We start from the raw sequence: 16,816 nt of genomic DNA, 5'->3' as shown, positions 1-16,816 counted from the left end.
ACGCCTGGTGGGATTTAACTTTGACTTCGCGCTCTCGACCATTCCGACCATTCTCGGGGCAATCGGAGCGACTCTGCTGGCAACGGTGTTGAGTTGTCTCGGCGCTTCAGCGCTTGGTTTCAGTTTCGAGATGATCCGCCGCGGCGGCGGCGCGCCCGGCCTCGCCGTCCGCTTTCTGATTGACTTCATCCGCTCGACGCCGGTTCTGGCCTGGCTCTATTTCCTGTATTTCGTCATGCCTTTCTACGGCATCCGGCTTGGGGCCATGACGGTCGGCATACTGGGGCTGAGCCTGTATTACAGCGGCTATCTGGCGGAGGTGTTCAAGGCGGGCATCGACGCGATCCCGAAGGGCCAACAGGAAGCAGCCAGAGCCTTGTCGCTCAGCCGCCGCGACACGGTCGTTTTCATTGTCGCGCCGCAAATGTTGCGCAACGTCGCCGCACCGTTGGGCAACTATCTCGTTTCGATCCTCAAGGCCACGCCCTATCTCGCGATCCTGGCGGTACCCGAAATGCTCGGCCGCGCCTTCGATATCGCGTCTGAAACCTATCGATACGCGGAGCCGCTCACCGTCGCCGGCATTCTGTTTCTCGCCTTGGCGCTGATCGTTGCTTATGGCGTAAAGCGTGTCGAGCAGCGCCTGCTTGCATCCGGACGTCGCTGATGCTCGCTCAAGTCTCGCTCCCAGTCTCCTCCGTTCAAACCACCGCGCATCTCCGGGTCGATGGCCTCAATAAATGGTTCGGTGCCCTGCACGTCTTGAAGGATATTGATCTGACGATCCGCGCGGGCACACGCATCGTCGTTTGCGGGCCTTCCGGCTCGGGCAAATCGACGCTGATCCGCTGCTGCAACGGTCTTGAGCCTTTTCAAAAGGGAACGATCCAGCTCGACGGGATAGCACTGGGAAGAAATGCCCGGGACACGGCGACGGCGCGCCGGCTGACAGGCATGGTGTTCCAGAGTTTCAACCTCTTTCCGCATCTCACCGTGCTTGCCAACTGCACGCTGGCGCTGCGACGGGTTCTCCTGAAAACCGGCCGGGAGGCCGAAGAGATCGCCATGCAGCATCTGACGGCGGTGCGCATTCCCGAAAAGGCGCAAGCCTACCCGGCCCAGCTCTCGGGTGGTCAACAACAAAGGGTGGCGATCGCGCGTGCGCTCTGCCTCAATCCCCGAATCATGCTGTTCGACGAACCCACCTCCGCGCTCGACCCGGAAATGATCAAGGAAGCCCTCGACGTCATGATCGCGCTCGCGAAAACCGGCATGACCATGGTCTGCGTGACGCATGAGATGGGTTTCGCACGCGAAGTCGCCGATGAGATTGTTTTCATGGACGACGGCCGCATTATCGAGCGTGCCTCTTCCAAAGAGTTTTTCTCAGCGGCCGCTCACCCACGCGCGCGGCTGTTCCTGGACACCATCTTGAGCCATTGAGATGAGACGCGTGTCGACCGGCGTGCCGGCACCGCCCGCGCAGGAACGCTGCACGCCCGTCAGATCACCAGTCCGGCGCGAACGCGTAACCTGCCGAGCGAACGGTCCGGATCACATCGCTTCCCACCGACGCCCGAAGCCTTTTGCGCAACCTGGCTATATGGACGTCGACGCCCCGCACGTCGGTTGCGGCGGCATGTTCAGGCCATGCCGTCGCGACCAGCTCCTCGCGACTCAAGACCTTGCCAGGTTGCCCCAAAAGGCTGCGCAAAAGCTTGAACTCGATCGGTGGCATGACGATCTCCTTTTGCTTGAAGAATGTCCGGTGGGTCTGTCGCTCGAGCCGAAAATCGCCCTGCACCAACTCACCCGAGTCCGTTTCGCGTGAAAGCTTCGCTATGCCCGCCTTGCCGTGCAGCCATGTCAGCAGCTGTTCGGGGGCGAACGGCCGGGAAAATATTTCGTCGACGCCAGCCTTGATCAAGTCCAGATGCAGCCTGCCGGAGCGCGGGGCAACCAGGCTCGCGACCGGCGTCGCTTTGGTTGCGGCGGTCGACTTCAACCAGCTGCACTGCTTGACGATTGCACGGTCGCCCGGATGGCAGTCCACGATTATGGCAAGCGGGGCTGTCGCCGCGATGGCACGTGCGATTTCCCGGTCTCCCGTGATCAGCTGTGTTTCGAAGCCGGCTACCGAAAGTATGTGGCCGAAGACCAGGAAGAAATCCGGGTCCTTCGAGGCGATCAGGACCAGCGGCTTCATGAGTCCATCAACCGGGTTCGACACATCATAGGGCTGACTACCGCGCAAATGGGCGCGATGACAATACACCCCTGACGATCGAGCCCTCGCGCGCTTCCCGCAGGTGCCTGGTTACGAGCCTAGATGTTGTCGGCAAGTATGACGCCGCTGATGCCGTAAGCGCGGCGCGTCTGTTCAACAGCTTCGGGCGTGACCTCGATCAGCAACGCGATGATATCGCCGTCGGGATGTTCGAGAACGTCACCGAGCTCGGTCAGCGTCCACCCAAGCGCGCGCAGCCGTTTTGGCCAGAATGTCTCGCACACCACACTGATCTGTCGAATCCCCAGACGTTGAGCGATCTCGAGCAGACCGCAGAGAACCAAGCCGGCGATCGGCGACGGGGTGCCGTGCGTACGAAGCGATGGAACGACGAAGAAACGCGTCCACTCGAAAATTTCAGCCGCTCGCGGAGGCCTGTCGCCGGCGAGAACCGGGAACACTTCGCTCATGAGATGCGGCTCCAGCGTCGGGACGAGACGGGAGCCGCCTAGGATCTTGCCGTTGGTATCAAGCGCCAGAACATAAAGCGTATGCTCGTTATCGAAGGCGTCGATCTCGATGTTGATGGGCCGTGCGACGGCGCGCCATCGCCTCTGCTTGACGTAAATCTCGTAGCGTATCCGAAAGTAGCGCTCCAGAACTTTCCTGTAGTGCTTCCTGTTATCCCAAGTGACCAGATGTATACGAACCATGACGCCTCCAGGCGGAGGGTCGTAGGAAAACGGACTTGCCGTACGTATGACGGTATTCAGGTATTGCTAAATCTGGATTTCCTGCCGTCGCAGCGCCTTGACGATGGCATGCGCGACATTGATCGCATCGAGCTTTGCTCGAATGTTGCGCTGATGGCTTTCAACCGTGTTCCTGGTGACACCAAGGATACAAGCGATGTCATCGGTGGATTTGCCTTGCGCGCTCCACTCCAGGAGTTCGCGCTCGCGCGCCGTCAAGGGCGTGGGCTCTTCGCCATCGCCGGGTGTTCCCAGCCCTGAGAGGCTGCGAAAGGTATGCACGCAAACCGTCTCGATAAGGGGCATGGCGCTCGGCGGCACGTCCATCCGGTCGCTCGCCGCAGTGACCACACTTGGGCCCGCCAGAGGCACGTGAATGGGTACACAGATACCTTCTTTCATCCCGAACTCGGCAGCTTCGTCCATGACCAGCTTCGCGCGTGCACCCAACCTTGCGGCCGGCAGCTCGCGCCACAGGAAGGGCTCCGGCGAGTGCCGGCACTGCGCAACACACGGATCGTGCAAAAAGTGATCCTCGGAGACGTAGCGCCGATACCAATCGATAGGCCAGCCATCGCCCAGGATTTCACGCTGCCAGTCCGTATCGTGCGGCACGGGCAGTCCGGTGATCAGAAAATTGCGCAATCCGTAACGCCCCATGGCTGAGCGGAACTCTTGAAGGATTGCATCAGCCGACCGCGCAGTATCGATCTTGGTGATCGCCGCAAAAAGGTCGACAACAGTTTCGTTCTCCATTGGAAGACCTCAACCAAAGTCAGGCCCTACCCCGCAGAACAACCTATGGCTGTCTAGACACCATCTTCAATGGGACACGCATCGAATGTACACTAAAGGAGTCAATCACGTGTCACAAAGACGAGATAAGTGAAAATCAGGTCAGCACTGAATTGCGGAAGTCCGGCTTCATTCATTCGACTTTGAGGCGGCCGGCTTCGTCACCCGAACAGCGTGCTTACTTGCCGGGTTTGCTGAAGCCAACTCTTGTGGCTCGACATTCAACGCCTTGGCCAGAATTTCGACTGTATCAAGCGTAGCGTTGCGCCGCCCGGCTTCGACGCTGCTGATATAGGCGCGCGTGCGGCCCGAAACGAAAGACAACTGCTCCTGAGAGAGTTTTCGCTCTCTGCGAAGCCGCTGCACGTTTAGGCCGAAAACGCCGCGAAGTTTCATCCAACAACGGATGCTACGACGCGCACTGTGGTGCGACACACTATAGTGCACATTCCGCATTGACAGCCGTGCTGCGGGCTGTTGAAACAACAAGCGAATTCCTCGTTTCCTGAATAAGGAATAGCCATGGCGAGCCGGCCATTTCGCGACCTCGCACACAACATGTCCGCGCATCTCTCGGGCGAGCAAAAGCCGCCTGGTATGGACGCAGGTCGTGTCCTGGAGTTCGTCTGCATCCGATGCGGCGCTTCCTCGCCTGCGCACGTCACCATCGACTCCAGGGGATGCGCCCACTGCCAAGACACCGCGCCGGCAAATCTTCGTCCGGTCTATGCGGTCCCGCACCTCCATCCCTTTGACGGCGTCACCAGTTCGCGCTCGCTGTGGCGTTTTGCGCATATGCTGCCTTGCACAGAAGCCGACGCGGTGAGCCTTGGCGAGGGTCTGACACCTTTGCTTGCCGCACCGCGCATCGGCGCGTTTCTGGGCGTGCCGGACCTTGCAATCAAGGACGAAGGCCGAAACCCGACCTGGTCGCACAAGGACCGCTTCTCGACCATCGCGGTCAGTGTGGCGCGCGCACGTGGCGCGAAAATCGTCGCGACCGCCTCATCGGGAAACGCCGGCGCTTCGCTGGCGGCCTACGCCGCTCGAGCTGGTCTCAAATGCGTCGTCACCACTTTCGCGGGGTCGGCCGGCGCGATGCTGGCGCAGATCCGAAAGTATGACGCGACGGTCTTGCCCCTGGTCAACAAAATGGACCGATGGTCGCTGCTTGAACAGGCGGCTGCCCGTTACGACTGGTTCATCGCATCGCCCTATCACGGTCCGGTCGTCGGCAGCCATCCACTCGGCATCGAGGGCTACAAGACGATCGCCTATGAGATCGTCGAGCAATCGAATGGCACGGCGCCAGACTGGTGCGTCCTGCCGGTCTGCTATGGTGATGCGTTGTCCGGCGTGTGGGCTGGCTTTTGCGAGCTGTTCGCGGCAGGGTCGATCACGCGCTTGCCTCGTCTCGTCGCAGCAGAGGTGCATGGGTCGCTGGCGCACGCTCTGGCCAGCGGCGCCGATGCGTTGAGTGAACGCAAGATGCTCTTCGACAGCCTAGCCGTATCGATTGGCACGCCACGCAGCACCTTTCAGGCCTTGAAGGCTCTGCGCGAATCCGGCGGGCATGCCGTCCCCGTCAGCAATCACGGCCTGATCGCGATGCAGGAACGCCTTGCGCGGGAGGAAGGAATCTTTGCCGAACTGGCCTCGGTCACGCCGCTGATAGCGATATCGACGTTGAAGGACCAAGGTGTCATCGCAGCCACAGACCGTGTCGTGGCCGTCGTGACAGCCAGCGGCCTCAAGGACCTCGATCGCTCCGTTGGATCGAACGAACACGACCAGATCTTCCAGACGACGCACGACGCCTGGCGCTGGCTCGACAAAAACGGGCTGGATCTCGTTTCATAGATTTTCCGCCGCACCAACAACCGGTGGCACTTCGCCTGCCGCCTGCGTTTTCAGCACATCGCCGAGGCAGCGACGCAGCCAAAGAAAGCGCGTCCATTGCGTCTCTTCGGCCGGTGCGATGGTCGTCAGCGTCCTCGGCTCCGACAGTTCCTTGCAGGGCCAGCCAGGCAGCGCCGCAAGCCACTCATCATTGTAGACGGTCTCGGCATGGCGATGGCCTTCGTCAGGCATGATCACCGCCACCTGCGCGTCAGGAAGCGTCGTTGCAACCCATTGCGCCACCAAGGCGGCGGCGCCGCTGGTCGGCCCCATGAAAATGCCATGCTCGCGCAGCAAGCGGTGCGCGCTCCTATACGCCGGGTAGGCGCCAACCCAATGGATCTCGTCGACAAGCTCATGCCTGACATTTTTCGGCAGAACGCTGTTGCCCAAGCCCCGCAGCATGCGCTTGCCGACAGGGTGCCCGAACAGAATGCTGCGATGGGTATCGACGGCAAACACCATCAGGTGGGGAAAGACAGTTCGCAAAAAGGAGGCGGTGCCGCATAGCGAGCCTCCCGTGCCGACGCAGCCGACCAGGCAGTCAATCCTGCCCATGGCCCGGACAAAGAGTTCGGCCAGCCGCGCATAGGCAAGCCAATTGCCCGGACTGTCGTATTGGCGGGTCCAGAAGCCATCCGGCTCCTTCGCCAGGATTTCCTTGAGGCGCTCCAGCCGGCCCGGCTGGTTGCCATCGCCGCGCGGATCGTCAAGGGCGATAACCGTCGCGCCGATGCGCTCCAGACGGGCTTTGTATTTGGCATCGATCAGCGTTGAAGCGGTGACGAGCGTAAGGCGATAGTCACGCGCCGCCGCCAGCAGCGCCACCGCCATTCCAAATGTGCCGGACGTCGTCTCGACGATATGGGAGCCGGCCTTCAGTTCGCCATTCGACGCTGCCCGATCCAGAATGTAGCGGGCCGGCATCAGCTTCATCAGCGGGAACGCAGCGGCCACGAGATTGGGCGCCAGCAGAGCAAGGCGCGGGGTCTCAAGGTCCCTGAAATAGTCCACGTCGAAGGTCACCATGTCCAGCTCTCCGCGTTGACCAAGTGAACTTCGACATCCTTGAAGCCGGCACGTCTTATCTGTTGCGCGACGAGGGCCGCCCGTCGCTTCAGATTCGATGTGAAAAGATCGAAAATCAGGCCAAACAGCGAACCGCTATGGGCGACTTGCACCCCGCACGCCCCGGCTCGCCTGGCGATGTCGGCGATCTCGCCGAAGCCCTGTTTCGGCAAGTGCCGTTGACTGATCACCGCACTGGCCGAGGCGGCACGTCCGAGAAGATAGGGATCCTGAAGGCGAACCGCCCGCGCCACCAGCGCCCTAAGCACGCCGAATTCCTGGATCTCGGTACTGTCGTAGCGTGCAGGCGGCAGCTGCAATGTGTCGACCGGAACCCCGCCATTTGCCTTGAACCCGACCAGGAGCAGCGGCGGCAGGGAGCCCCCGAAATTCTCGATCACCATGCCTTCCCGTTGCGCGAAGAGCACTGCGTGCTCATCGAACGCGATCGCGTCGCTGGCGCGCTCGGCAGCCACGGCCAGACGCCCGATGCTCGACGCCCGCAGCTGGATGTTGACGGCTGCGGCGACAGCGCGAATGGAAGCGACAACGTCAGCCGTCGATGAGCCGTAGCCGTGCCCCACAGGGATTGAGCTTTGAAGTGTCAGCTCGCCGCCGCCAGTGACGTTCAGAAAATCGAGCGTGAGGCGCGCGGCTGCCGCCGCCTTGACCTTATGATCGGGGTGGACAACGACCGCATCGCCGTCGCTCCTGGCGAAGCTTGCCTCGGATCTCAAGCCAGCAATCGGCAGCGTCACGAGCCCGCGATGAAGGCGCCCGCCATCATCCTTGAAGACGCCCTGGATGAGCTCGCCGTGATGCGCCATTGCCGTCGCTGTTCTCACCGGCGACCGCAGCGCTTCACGGCTCATGACATCGCCGGCCTCGGCCATTTTCATCTCCCCCATGCTTTTCTCGCCATGCGGGAAGATGGCGCCGACGATCGGCCGCGGCTCTCAAGGAATTCCGGTATTGACGGCCTCCTACCGTACCAGCAGGCGCGAGGCGATGCTGGCGGATCGTCAGGCGGCCGAGCCAAGGTGCCGCAGCGGCCGGCCGGCCGAAACCGATTGCACTGCTGCCATGATACCTTGCGCATCGATCCCGTAATGCCGGTAGAGATCCGCGATCGTACCGGTCTGGCCGAAATGCTCGACGCCGAGCGCGCGCGTGCGGTGGCCATGGACCGATCCCAGCCAGGCGAGCGTCGCGGGGTGCCCGTCCAGCACCGTCACGATGGCGCACGAGGCCGGGAGGCCAGCCAGCAGGCGCTCGACATGGCTGGTGGCGCGCGGATGGCCAAACTGGCGCGCCCGCGCCGCCGCAGACCAGCCGGCGTTCAGCCGATCGGCCGAGGTCACGGCCAGAAGCCCGACATCGCGCCGATCTCCGGCCATCAGCCCCAACGCCTGCACCGCCTCCGGCGCGACAGCTCCCGAATAGGCGATCACCACAGCGGCATTGGGCCCGGGCTTGCGCAACCAGTAGGCGCCGTCGACGATGGCGCGCGCCAGCGGATCCTCCATCTGGCGAGACGGTTGTTCGACCGATCGCGTTGAGAGCCTGAGGTAGACCGAACCTCCAGTACGATCGCGCAGCCAGGTTTGGTCGTCGGGCTCGGCCTCGCCGGAGCGCTGCATGTAGTCGAACGCCCAACGCAGGATGACTGCCAGCTCGTCAACATAGGCCGGCTCGAATGCGGCCAGGCCGTCCTGCGCCATGCCGATCAGCGGCGTGGCGATCGACTGATGCGCTCCGCCCTCTGGCGCCAGCGTCACGCCGGAGGGCGTTGCCGCCAGAATGAAGCGCGCGTCCTGATAGCAGGCATAGTTCAGCGCATCGAGGCCACGCTCGATGAAAGGGTCGTAGAGCGTGCCGACCGGAAGCAGCCGCTCGCCGTGAAGCGAGTGCGACAAACCCAGCGCCGACAGCATCGTGAAGAGGTTCATCTCCGAGATGCCCAGTTCGAAATGCTGTCCCGACGGCGAAAACGTCCAATTGAAGGTGGAGGGTATGCGTTCTTCACGGAAGAGGTCCGCCTGGTCGCCGCGCGCGAACAGGCCTCGCCTGTTCACCCAGGCGCCGAGATTGGTCGAGACCGTGACGTCCGGAGACGTGGTGACCACACGCTTTGCAAAATCGCTGTCTGACTTGGCGATCTCATGCATCAGAAGGCCGAAGCCCTGCTGTGTCGACATGGAGACCTGCGCGCGCCAGGGTATCTGTGCCGGCACGGATACGGCCGAGGCTTTATGGCGACGGGTAGCTGCCTGCGCGAAAGGCGACGACGCCAGATAGGACCGGATCGCGGCCTCATCGTATGCAAGGCCCTCGAACATGTCCCATTCACGCCCCTGGCGGACACCCATGGCTTGTCGCAGCGCCTCGACTTGCGCCGGTGTCATCAATCCGGCGTGATTGTCTTTGTGGCCTGCCAGCGGCAGGCCGAAGCCCTTGATCGTATAGGCGATGAAACAGGACGGACGATCATGCCCTCGCGCCTGCTCGAAGGCATCGACGATGCTCGCCAGATCGTGGCCGCCGAGATTTGCCATCAATGCGGCGAGGTCTTCGTCGCTGCGCTTCTCGACCAGCCGGGTCACCGATCCCTGGTCACCGAGGTCGTCCAGAAGGCGCCGGCGCCATGCAGCGCCGCCCTGGAAGGTCAGCGCCGAATAGAGCTGGTTGGGGCATGCATCGATCCATGACCGCAGCTTTTCGCCGCCCTCTTCCTCAAAGGCCGCCTTTTGCAAGGTGCCATGTTTCAGGATCACCACATCCCAGCCGAAGTTGCGAAAGATGGACTCGAAGCGCTGCCACAGGCCTTCGCGCACCACCGCATCCAGGCTCTGCCTGTTGTAGTCGACGACCCACCAGGTGTTGCGCAGGCCGTGCTTCCAGCCTTCGAGGAGGGCCTCGAAGATATTGCCCTCATCCATTTCGGCGTCGCCGAGAAGGGCGACCATCCGACCTTCAGGCTGGTCCGCGTTCCAGCCCTTTGCCCTGACATAATCCTGGACCAGGGAGGAGAACAGGGTCTGTGCCACGCCCAGTCCAACCGACCCGGTCGAGAAATCGACGTCGTCGATATCCTTGGTTCGAGACGGGTATGACTGCGCGCCGCGATAGCCGCGAAAATTCTGCAGCTGCTCGAGCGTCTGCTTGCCGTACAGATACTGGATGGCGTGAAAAACCGGGCTGGCATGCGGCTTGACGGCGATACGGTCTTCAGGCCTGAGGATCTGGAAATAGAGCGCCGTCAGCAAGGTCGAGGCGGACGCCGAGGACGCCTGATGTCCGCCAATCTTGAGGCCGTCCTGCGAGCCGCGAACATGATTGGCATGATGGATCATCCAGACCGCCAGCCACAGAACCTTGCGTTCGAGTTCGGAGAGGATCGTCATCGTCGGCTCCTGTCAGTCGGGTCTCAACGATAGCTGCCTCTGCCTCTCAAAAGTGACTATTCTTACGCAAGCCGACCGATGATATTGGCTGATGCAGCCAATAATGACGCCAGACGAGGGAAACATGCCAAATCCGACGCTTGATGCCATCGACCTGAAGATCATTGCCGCGCTGCAGAAGAACGCAAAAGCGACGACGAACGACCTTGCTGAAGCCGTCGGCCTTTCGCCCTCACCATGCGCCCGGCGCGTCAGGCTCTTGGAGGGCGCCGGCGTCATCAAAGGCTATACGGTCGTCGTCGACCAAAAGAAGCTCGGGCTGCCGATCAGCGCTTTCGCGTCGATCAAGCTTGAACGGCAACGCGAAGACGATCTCGACCGCTTCTCTCAGTCCGTGCTGCGCTGGCCGGAGGTTGTCGACTGCTATCTGATGACGGGCCAGCGCGATTACCTGATGCGCATCGTGGTGCGCGACCTGGAGGCCTACGAACGGTTCATCAAGGACAAGCTGACGCGGCTGGACAACATCGCCTCGATCGAAAGCAGCTTCGCGCTCGGCCAGGTCAAGCGCTCGGAAGTCTTGCCTGTCTAGGCGACCGGTCATTCGGCGTCGGTTAAGCTTCAGCGGCGGAAGCGAGTTGGGGGACCGCGTCACCCCGATCGCAATTCACGTCGGGCGTGTATCTCCTCGAGCGGCCAGGCTTGATCCACCCACCCCAGTCCGTCCGCAATATGTACATATTTTGTACATATATATTGACGAAGCACCGCATCCGACCGTAGCGTTGAGCGGCTGAGGCGGGACGCCTTCGCGCAACTCAAACTCATGGGAGGACCCCACCGATGAAATTTCGAGCCCGATCGGCTGCGATTGGCCTGGCCTGCATCGCCTATGCCGCGCTTGTTGGATCTGTGCTGCCGGCAGCGGCAGAGACCACGAAAGAACGCGTCTTGAAGGAAGGGCGGATCGTCATCGGCATCCACAACCGCTCGCCATGGGGCTACAAGAAGGAGGGAACCGGCGAGCTGCTTGGCTGGCATCCGGATCTTCTCAGGGCTGCCTTTGCCGATCTCGGGGTCAAGCAGGTCGAGTTTGAGGTCACCGAGTTCGGCGCGTTGATCCCTGGCCTGATGGCCGGCCGTTTCGATGCCGTTGCGTCGGGCCTGTCGATAACGCCGGAGCGATGTCAGCAGGTCGCCTTCGGCGCTCCCGACCTGAGGTCCGACGACGCGGCGATCGTGCTCGCAGGCAACCCCAAGGCGATCCACAGCTATGCGGATCTTGCCAAGAAATCCGACGCTATCATGGGCGGCGGCCGCGGCAGCAACGTCATCAAGAACGCTATCACCGAGGGTGTGCCGGAGGACCGCATCCTGCAGTTCCCCGACATCGAGACCAACATCGCGGCACTGCGCGCCGGCCGCATCGACGCGGCTCTGTTCTCTTCCCCGACGGTGATCGGGCTGCTTGCCGGCAACAAGAGCCCCGATCTGGAGCGCGCCAGCCCGTTTACGACGGACGAGAAGTCGATCAGCTACATCGCGATCGCGTTCAGGAAGGACGATGGCGATCTGCGCGACCTCTACAATCGGGGTCTGGCGAAGGTCATGTCGAATGGCACGATCGCCACCATCATGGCGAAGTACGGATTTGGCCCCACGGAGAACGTGCCGCCAGGATTGACGAGGTCGCAATTGTGCGGAGCCGCCAACTGAACGCCATCAGCAACAGAACCCAGTTGGCATCAACAGCGCGGGCGGCCCCGCGCTAGCGCCGGCGGCCCGCGCTGGCGATGACCGGGTGCGGACCGCCCTCCCCCAGGTACGGCGTCGTCATCATGGCCGCCATGTCAATTCGATCGGGCGCTTCGAATCGGACAGGAATGCCGCGACGCCGCCAGGGTCTTGTCCGGTCCGGCATAGAGCACATGCAGGACCGCACCGACCAGCAGCGCGTGGCTCGTGTTTTCCCAATGGTTGCGCCTTTCAAGCGAGCCTTCGGGATCGACCAGGATGTCGGCGATGTTTTGTACGTCGCGGACCTCCCATTCCCCACGCCAGACCTCGAGAAAGTAACTCGAGGCGTAGCCGCTCGGGCAGACGCTCGTGTCGCTTGAACCTTGATCCTCGCCGAGGGGCAATGACTGCGAGTGAGCAAGGAATACATGGTTTTCAGGACGCGCTCGTCGTAGCCGTTCGCCATCTGAAGTTCCGTATCCCAGGTGTAGACGCCAGTTAGGTTGATGTGTTCCCGACCGGGCGGCGAGATGTGCTTCAACAAAGTCTCAAGAATGTATCGTCCCGCTCGTTTCAGTTGGGGCCAAGACCGCCGCTGCCAGCTACACGGCATCATACGCGATCGCGTATATCTTTCCTACATACGTGATCGCGTATATCTCCGTTTTATACCTAACCCCGTATATTGACGATCAATACGCGATCGCGTATATTACGGGCGTGGAGACCCATCATGACAGACCAGATCGCTCGCAACGAAAAACAACTCGGAGCCATCCTGCGCCGCGCTCGCAAGAACGCCGGGCTCACGCAAGGCTCGCTCGGCAACCAGATCCACCTACGCCAGGGTACGGTCTCCCGCCTCGAGGCCGGCGAGCCTGCGATGCAACTCCGCACCTTGATGGCCGCCCTCTCCGCTCTCGACCTTGAACTCGTCGTGCGCGCGCGCAGCAAAGGCAGCTCCGCTGATATTGAGGACCTGTTCTAATGGCACGGCGACGGGCTCACATTCCCTTGAATGTCTTCCTGAACGGGCGCCTGGTGGGCGTTCTGCGCAGGGAATCGACGGGCGCCATCGACTTCCAATACGCCCGCGAATGGCTGGACTGGCGAGGCACCTTCCCGATCTCACTCTCGCTTCCTTTGCGGGAAGACCGCTACATCGGCACGCCGGTGACCAACGTCTTCGACAACCTGCTTCCGGACAATGACGCCATACGCAGGCGTGTTGCCGAACGCGTCGGCGCCGACGGCACGGATGCCTACAGCATGCTGGCTGCGCTCGGCCATGACTGCGTCGGCGCGTTGCAATTCCTGCCTGATGGCATGGATCCAGGCCCTCCCGGCAGTCTCGAAGGCAGGCCGGTCAGCAACCAGGACGTCGCCGGAATCATCGAGAACCTTGCTGCCGCTCCGCTAGGCCTCGGCGAGGATGAGGACTTTCGCATCTCGATTGCCGGCGCGCAGGAAAAGACCGCACTGCTGCGCAAGGACGGAGGCTGGTTCAAACCGATCGGCACGGCAGCGACCACCCATATCCTGAAGCCGCAGACCGGCCGGCTGCCGAACGGCATCGATCTCTCCAACAGCGTCGAGAACGAGTATCTGTGCCTTAAGCTGCTGCAAGCGTTTGGCGTTCCCGCCGCCCAGGCGCAGATCGCTGACTTCGGCAAACGCCGCACGCTGATCGTAGAACGCTTCGACCGGCTGTGGGCCCGCGACGGCCGCCTCCTGCGCCTACCGCAGGAAGATATCTGTCAGGCGCTGTCAGTGCCGCCGACGCGCAAGTACCAGTCGGATGGCGGTCCCGGCATGCGCGAGATTATCGAGCTCTTGAAGGGTAGCGATACGCCAGATGAAGGCATCGCCACCTTCTTGCGCACCTGCATCTTGTTCTGGCTGATTGGCGCGACCGACGGCCACGCCAAGAATTTCAGTATTTTTTTGAGCCCTGGCGGACGATTCCGCATGACGCCCCTTTACGACGTGCTGACCGCGCAGCCCAGCCTTGATACCGGCCAGATTCCGCACCAAAAATTCAAGTTGGCAATGTCGGTCGGCAAGAACAGGCACTATTCGGTACCTGACATCATGCCACGCCACTTCCTGCAGACCGCTGACATTGCCGGTGTGGGCACCCCTGTCATGCGCAGAATTTTCGATGACATTGCTGAAAACGTGGAAAAGCAGGCCGACGAGGTGATCGTCTCGCTGCCGCGTGGCTTTCCTGAACAGCTTGTCGACGCAGTCAAGTCGGCTATCGGCAAGCGGGCGGCTCTCCTCGCCGATAACAAGGCTGATGCCATCGATTGATCAAGGTGCGACGAACCGGCTGCCGGGACTTGCTCGCCAGCCGCTGCTGATCATCATCGTCTTCTTCGGTCCAACAAACATTGTCGTCGCGTGACCGCCACCGGCGTCAAGTATACCCATCATCATGATGAACATGGCCATCAGGCTCCAAGCTAGCCAACTCCGTCAGGGTGGGTTTTCGCGGTGTCCATCGGATTGATATCCTCGGAAATCTCCTGTCGCAGTTTCGGCCCCTTCGCGAGGCGCCTGCCCAGGGCGGTCACGAAGGCTTCGTAGCGCTCGGCCGCCTTGGCGCGCGCGGCCTGGGCGGCGGGCTCGGGCAACGCTGGCGTTGTCGCGAGCCAGAAACGGACAAACACCGCCAGTGTCTCGACCGCAATGCCGATATCGCGCTCCTGCCTGGCCAGGCGGCGATCAACCTGATCGAGGCGTTTGGCGATAGCGGCCTCGCGACGTTCATCCCCATCCGGCGACAGGAAGGAAGCGAGTGCGGCTTCCGCAATCATGGATTGGGGTTGATCGCGCCGCGCCGCATAATCGCCAAGCATCGTCATGATGGCCTGATCGAGATAGACGGAAATCTGCGCCTTCTTTTTGCGAGCCATCATGGCGCCTACAACTCCATGCCGTCATCGGGATCCAGGGAAACCTGCCGCGCAACGCCCTGCATGAGGCGCGCCAGTCGCCGGTTGCGGACGGCATCATCGTCGTCGTCGGCATCGTCGTCCTGTCCCATATCGAATTCGTCTTCAATCGGCGCCGCCCTCTCGACGGCCTGCGCCCGATTGAGTTCGGCTTGCAGGCGGCGCTCCGATCCCGTTGGATCGCCATCGCCCTGCTGTAGCGTTCCGGAAACGTGCGTGACCTCCAAGTGAGCCAGGATCGGCAACTCGCTCCAGTCGTCAGGCTCGGCCTCTCCGGACCGCGCCAGTTCGGGTGGCGGCAACACGCGCTCCTTAAAACTGGCGTCCTCATAGTACCGCGCCTTCTTGGCCCTGATCGGCGGCGCGCCTGCCACCATGACGATCTCGTCGGTCGGCGGAAGCTGCATGATCTCGCCAGGAGTGAGCAACTGCCGTGCAGTCTCTTGCCTCGACACCATGAGATGCCCAAGCCACGGCGAAAGCCGGTGACCGGCATAGTTCTTCATCGCCCGCATTTCGGTTGCCGTGCCGAGCGCGTCTGAGACACGCTTGGCGGTCCTTTCGTCGTTTGTGGCGAAGCTGACGCGGACATGACAGTTGTCGAGGACCGAGTTGTTGGGGCCATAAGCCTTCTCGATCTGGTTGAGCGACTGCGCGATGAGAAAGCTTTTCAGGCCATAGCCGGCCATGAAAGCCAACGCGCTCTCGAAGAAGTCGAGGCGGCCCAGCGCCGGGAACTCGTCCAACATCAGAAGCAACCGGTGGCGGGTTGTCTTGGTAGGCAGGTCCTCGGTGAGGCGGCGACCGATCTGATTGAGGATGAGGCGGATAAGGGGTTTGGTCCGGTTGATGTCCGAAGGCGGCACGACGAGATAGAGCGTTGCTGGTTGCGTCCCCGCAACGATGTCGGAAATTCGCCAGTCACAGCGCCGGGTCACGCCGGCGACAACCGGATCGCGGTAAAGACCGAGGAAGGACATCGCGGTGGAGAGCACACCCGAGCGTTCATTGTCGGATTTGTTGAGCAGCTCGCGCGCCGCACTGGCGATAACCGGATGCGGGCCGGCATCTCCCAGGTGCGCGGTCTTCATCATCGCGGCAAGCGTCGATTCTATCGGGCGCTTGGGATCGGAGAGGAAGGCCGCGACGCCGGCGAGCGTCTTGTCCTGCTCGGCGTAGAGAACATGGAGGATCGCGCCGACCAGCAGCGCGTGACTGGTCTTCTCCCAATGGTTCCTCTTCTCCAGGCTCCCTTCCGGATCGACGAGAATGTCGGCGATGTTCTGCACGTCGCGAACCTCCCATTCGCCGCGGCGGACTTCCAGAAGCGGGTTGTAGGCTGACGATCTCGAATTGGTCGGATCGAAAAGCAGCACGCGACCGTGCAGAGCGCGAAAGCCCGCGGTGAGCTGCCAGTTCTCGCCCTTGATGTCGTGGACGATCGCCGAGCCCGGCCAGGTCAGAAGCGAAGGCACCACCAGGCCGACGCCTTTGCCGGACCGGGTCGGGGCGAAGCACAACACATGCTCTGGCCCGTCGTGACGCAGATAATGGCGGTCATAGCGCCCGAGCACGACACCATCGTTATCGATTAGGCCGGCTGCCTCCACCTCTCGCTTCTCGGCCCAGCGCGCCGACCCGTAGGTCTGGACAGTCTTGGCTTCGCGCGCCCGCCACACCGACATGCCGATGGCAACAATGATCGAGAGGAAGCCACCGGACACGGCGATCAATCCGCCTTTCCCGAAGATAGACGGGGCGTAGGCGTCGTAGAAATACCACCACCAGAACAGAGCGGGCGGATAGTAGACAGGCAACCCGGCGATCTCGAACCAGGGCGGACCGAGCCCCATCTGGAAACCGAGTTGCCATGCGGTCCATTGTGTCGCCGCCCAGGTCGTCAAGAGGACGATCAGGAAGACCGTGAGGATCTGGCCCCACAGGATTTTCGTGGCGGACATGGTTGTTCCTTTCTTC

General features: G+C 61.9%; 17 protein-coding genes and 1 pseudogene. 7 read left to right on the top strand and 11 right to left on the bottom strand.

Features of this window, described 5'->3' with window-relative positions:
* Positions 1-7 precede the first annotated feature (7 nt).
* Positions 8-667, top strand: coding sequence for an amino acid ABC transporter permease (locus FJ972_RS28370; protein ID WP_140522978.1), 660 nt, complete (start codon positions 8-10; stop codon positions 665-667).
* Positions 667-1,443 (top strand): amino acid ABC transporter ATP-binding protein, encoded by a 777-nt coding sequence (locus FJ972_RS28365; protein WP_140522980.1) that lies wholly within the window; start codon positions 667-669, stop codon positions 1,441-1,443. Before FJ972_RS28370 ends, FJ972_RS28365 begins: the two co-directional genes overlap by 1 nt.
* Positions 1,444-1,507: 64 nt before the next feature.
* Here FJ972_RS28365 and FJ972_RS28360 read toward each other — a convergent pair whose 3' ends face one another.
* The 4 genes from FJ972_RS28360 to FJ972_RS28345 all read right to left on the bottom strand — a co-directional run bounded on the left by FJ972_RS28360 (position 1,508) and on the right by FJ972_RS28345 (position 4,170).
* Complete coding sequence (locus tag FJ972_RS28360) at positions 1,508-2,254, bottom strand: winged-helix domain-containing protein (RefSeq protein ID WP_226880663.1); 747 nt, start codon at positions 2,252-2,254, stop codon at positions 1,508-1,510.
* Positions 2,255-2,325: 71 nt separating this feature from the next.
* Complete coding sequence (locus tag FJ972_RS28355) at positions 2,326-2,940, bottom strand: acyl-homoserine-lactone synthase (protein ID WP_140522982.1); 615 nt, start codon at positions 2,938-2,940, stop codon at positions 2,326-2,328.
* Between the two features lie 66 nt (positions 2,941-3,006).
* Positions 3,007-3,735, bottom strand: a complete 729-nt coding sequence (locus FJ972_RS28350) for a LuxR family transcriptional regulator (RefSeq protein WP_140522984.1) — start codon at positions 3,733-3,735, stop codon at positions 3,007-3,009.
* Positions 3,736-3,903: 168 nt separating this feature from the next.
* Entirely contained in the window at positions 3,904-4,170 is a 267-nt protein-coding gene (locus FJ972_RS28345; RefSeq protein ID WP_140522986.1) for a helix-turn-helix domain-containing protein, read from the bottom strand.
* Between the two features lie 201 nt (positions 4,171-4,371).
* Between FJ972_RS28345 and FJ972_RS28340 the strand changes: the two genes are divergently transcribed.
* Positions 4,372-5,634 (top strand): threonine synthase, encoded by a 1,263-nt coding sequence (locus FJ972_RS28340; protein ID WP_140523428.1) that lies wholly within the window; start codon positions 4,372-4,374, stop codon positions 5,632-5,634.
* Here the strand turns inward: FJ972_RS28340 and FJ972_RS28335 are convergent.
* The 3 genes from FJ972_RS28335 to FJ972_RS28325 all read right to left on the bottom strand — a co-directional run bounded on the left by FJ972_RS28335 (position 5,629) and on the right by FJ972_RS28325 (position 10,145).
* The gene (locus tag FJ972_RS28335; protein ID WP_140522988.1) at positions 5,629-6,702 is read right to left on the bottom strand and encodes a PLP-dependent cysteine synthase family protein; all 1,074 of its coding nucleotides are present in this window, start codon (positions 6,700-6,702) and stop codon (positions 5,629-5,631) included. The two genes, FJ972_RS28340 and FJ972_RS28335, sit on opposite strands and share 6 nt — an antisense overlap.
* The gene (locus tag FJ972_RS28330) at positions 6,696-7,634 is read right to left on the bottom strand and encodes a kinase (protein WP_411909481.1); all 939 of its coding nucleotides are present in this window, start codon (positions 7,632-7,634) and stop codon (positions 6,696-6,698) included. Before FJ972_RS28330 ends, FJ972_RS28335 begins: the two co-directional genes overlap by 7 nt.
* A gap of 129 nt (positions 7,635-7,763) precedes the next feature.
* Positions 7,764-10,145 (bottom strand): transketolase, encoded by a 2,382-nt coding sequence (locus FJ972_RS28325; RefSeq protein ID WP_140522990.1) that lies wholly within the window; start codon positions 10,143-10,145, stop codon positions 7,764-7,766.
* Between the two features lie 124 nt (positions 10,146-10,269).
* Here FJ972_RS28325 and FJ972_RS28320 point away from each other — a divergent pair, with 124 nt between their 5' ends.
* Both FJ972_RS28320 and ehuB read left to right on the top strand, forming a co-directional pair.
* Positions 10,270-10,737, top strand: coding sequence for an Lrp/AsnC family transcriptional regulator (locus FJ972_RS28320; protein WP_140522992.1), 468 nt, complete (start codon positions 10,270-10,272; stop codon positions 10,735-10,737).
* Positions 10,738-10,988: 251 nt separating this feature from the next.
* Positions 10,989-11,861: an ectoine/hydroxyectoine ABC transporter substrate-binding protein EhuB gene (gene ehuB / locus FJ972_RS28315; protein WP_140522994.1), complete on the top strand. Its 873-nt coding sequence runs from the start codon at positions 10,989-10,991 to the stop codon at positions 11,859-11,861.
* Positions 11,862-11,922: 61 nt separating this feature from the next.
* Here the strand turns inward: ehuB and FJ972_RS28310 are convergent.
* A pseudogene (locus FJ972_RS28310) lies at positions 11,923-12,217 on the bottom strand (type IV secretory system conjugative DNA transfer family protein); the annotation flags it as partial.
* Positions 12,218-12,615: 398 nt separating this feature from the next.
* On the opposite strand from FJ972_RS28310, the gene FJ972_RS28305 reads away from it, so the two are divergent.
* Together FJ972_RS28305 and FJ972_RS28300 are read left to right on the top strand one after the other, a co-directional pair.
* Positions 12,616-12,870: a helix-turn-helix domain-containing protein gene (locus FJ972_RS28305; protein WP_064982438.1), complete on the top strand. Its 255-nt coding sequence runs from the start codon at positions 12,616-12,618 to the stop codon at positions 12,868-12,870.
* Positions 12,870-14,195: a type II toxin-antitoxin system HipA family toxin gene (locus tag FJ972_RS28300; RefSeq protein ID WP_140522996.1), complete on the top strand. Its 1,326-nt coding sequence runs from the start codon at positions 12,870-12,872 to the stop codon at positions 14,193-14,195. The genes FJ972_RS28305 and FJ972_RS28300 overlap by 1 nt, the downstream gene beginning before the upstream one ends.
* Here FJ972_RS28300 and FJ972_RS28295 read toward each other — a convergent pair whose 3' ends face one another.
* The 3 genes from FJ972_RS28295 to FJ972_RS28285 are packed head-to-tail and all read right to left on the bottom strand — an operon-like array spanning position 14,196 to position 16,800.
* Entirely contained in the window at positions 14,196-14,336 is a 141-nt protein-coding gene (locus FJ972_RS28295) for a hypothetical protein (RefSeq protein ID WP_181165445.1), read from the bottom strand. It lies immediately after the preceding gene.
* A gap of 11 nt (positions 14,337-14,347) precedes the next feature.
* Positions 14,348-14,803 (bottom strand): CopG family transcriptional regulator, encoded by a 456-nt coding sequence (locus FJ972_RS28290; RefSeq protein WP_140522998.1) that lies wholly within the window; start codon positions 14,801-14,803, stop codon positions 14,348-14,350.
* A gap of 5 nt (positions 14,804-14,808) precedes the next feature.
* Positions 14,809-16,800, bottom strand: coding sequence for a conjugal transfer protein TraG (locus FJ972_RS28285; protein WP_140523000.1), 1,992 nt, complete (start codon positions 16,798-16,800; stop codon positions 14,809-14,811).
* Positions 16,801-16,816 lie beyond the last annotated feature (16 nt).

It is taken from the genome of Mesorhizobium sp. B2-1-1, from assembly GCF_006442975.2.
Classification (GTDB): Bacteria; Pseudomonadota; Alphaproteobacteria; order Rhizobiales; family Rhizobiaceae; genus Mesorhizobium.
The sequence above is the reverse complement of the archived record's forward strand: the minus strand, read 5'-3'. Positions and strand labels throughout refer to the sequence as shown.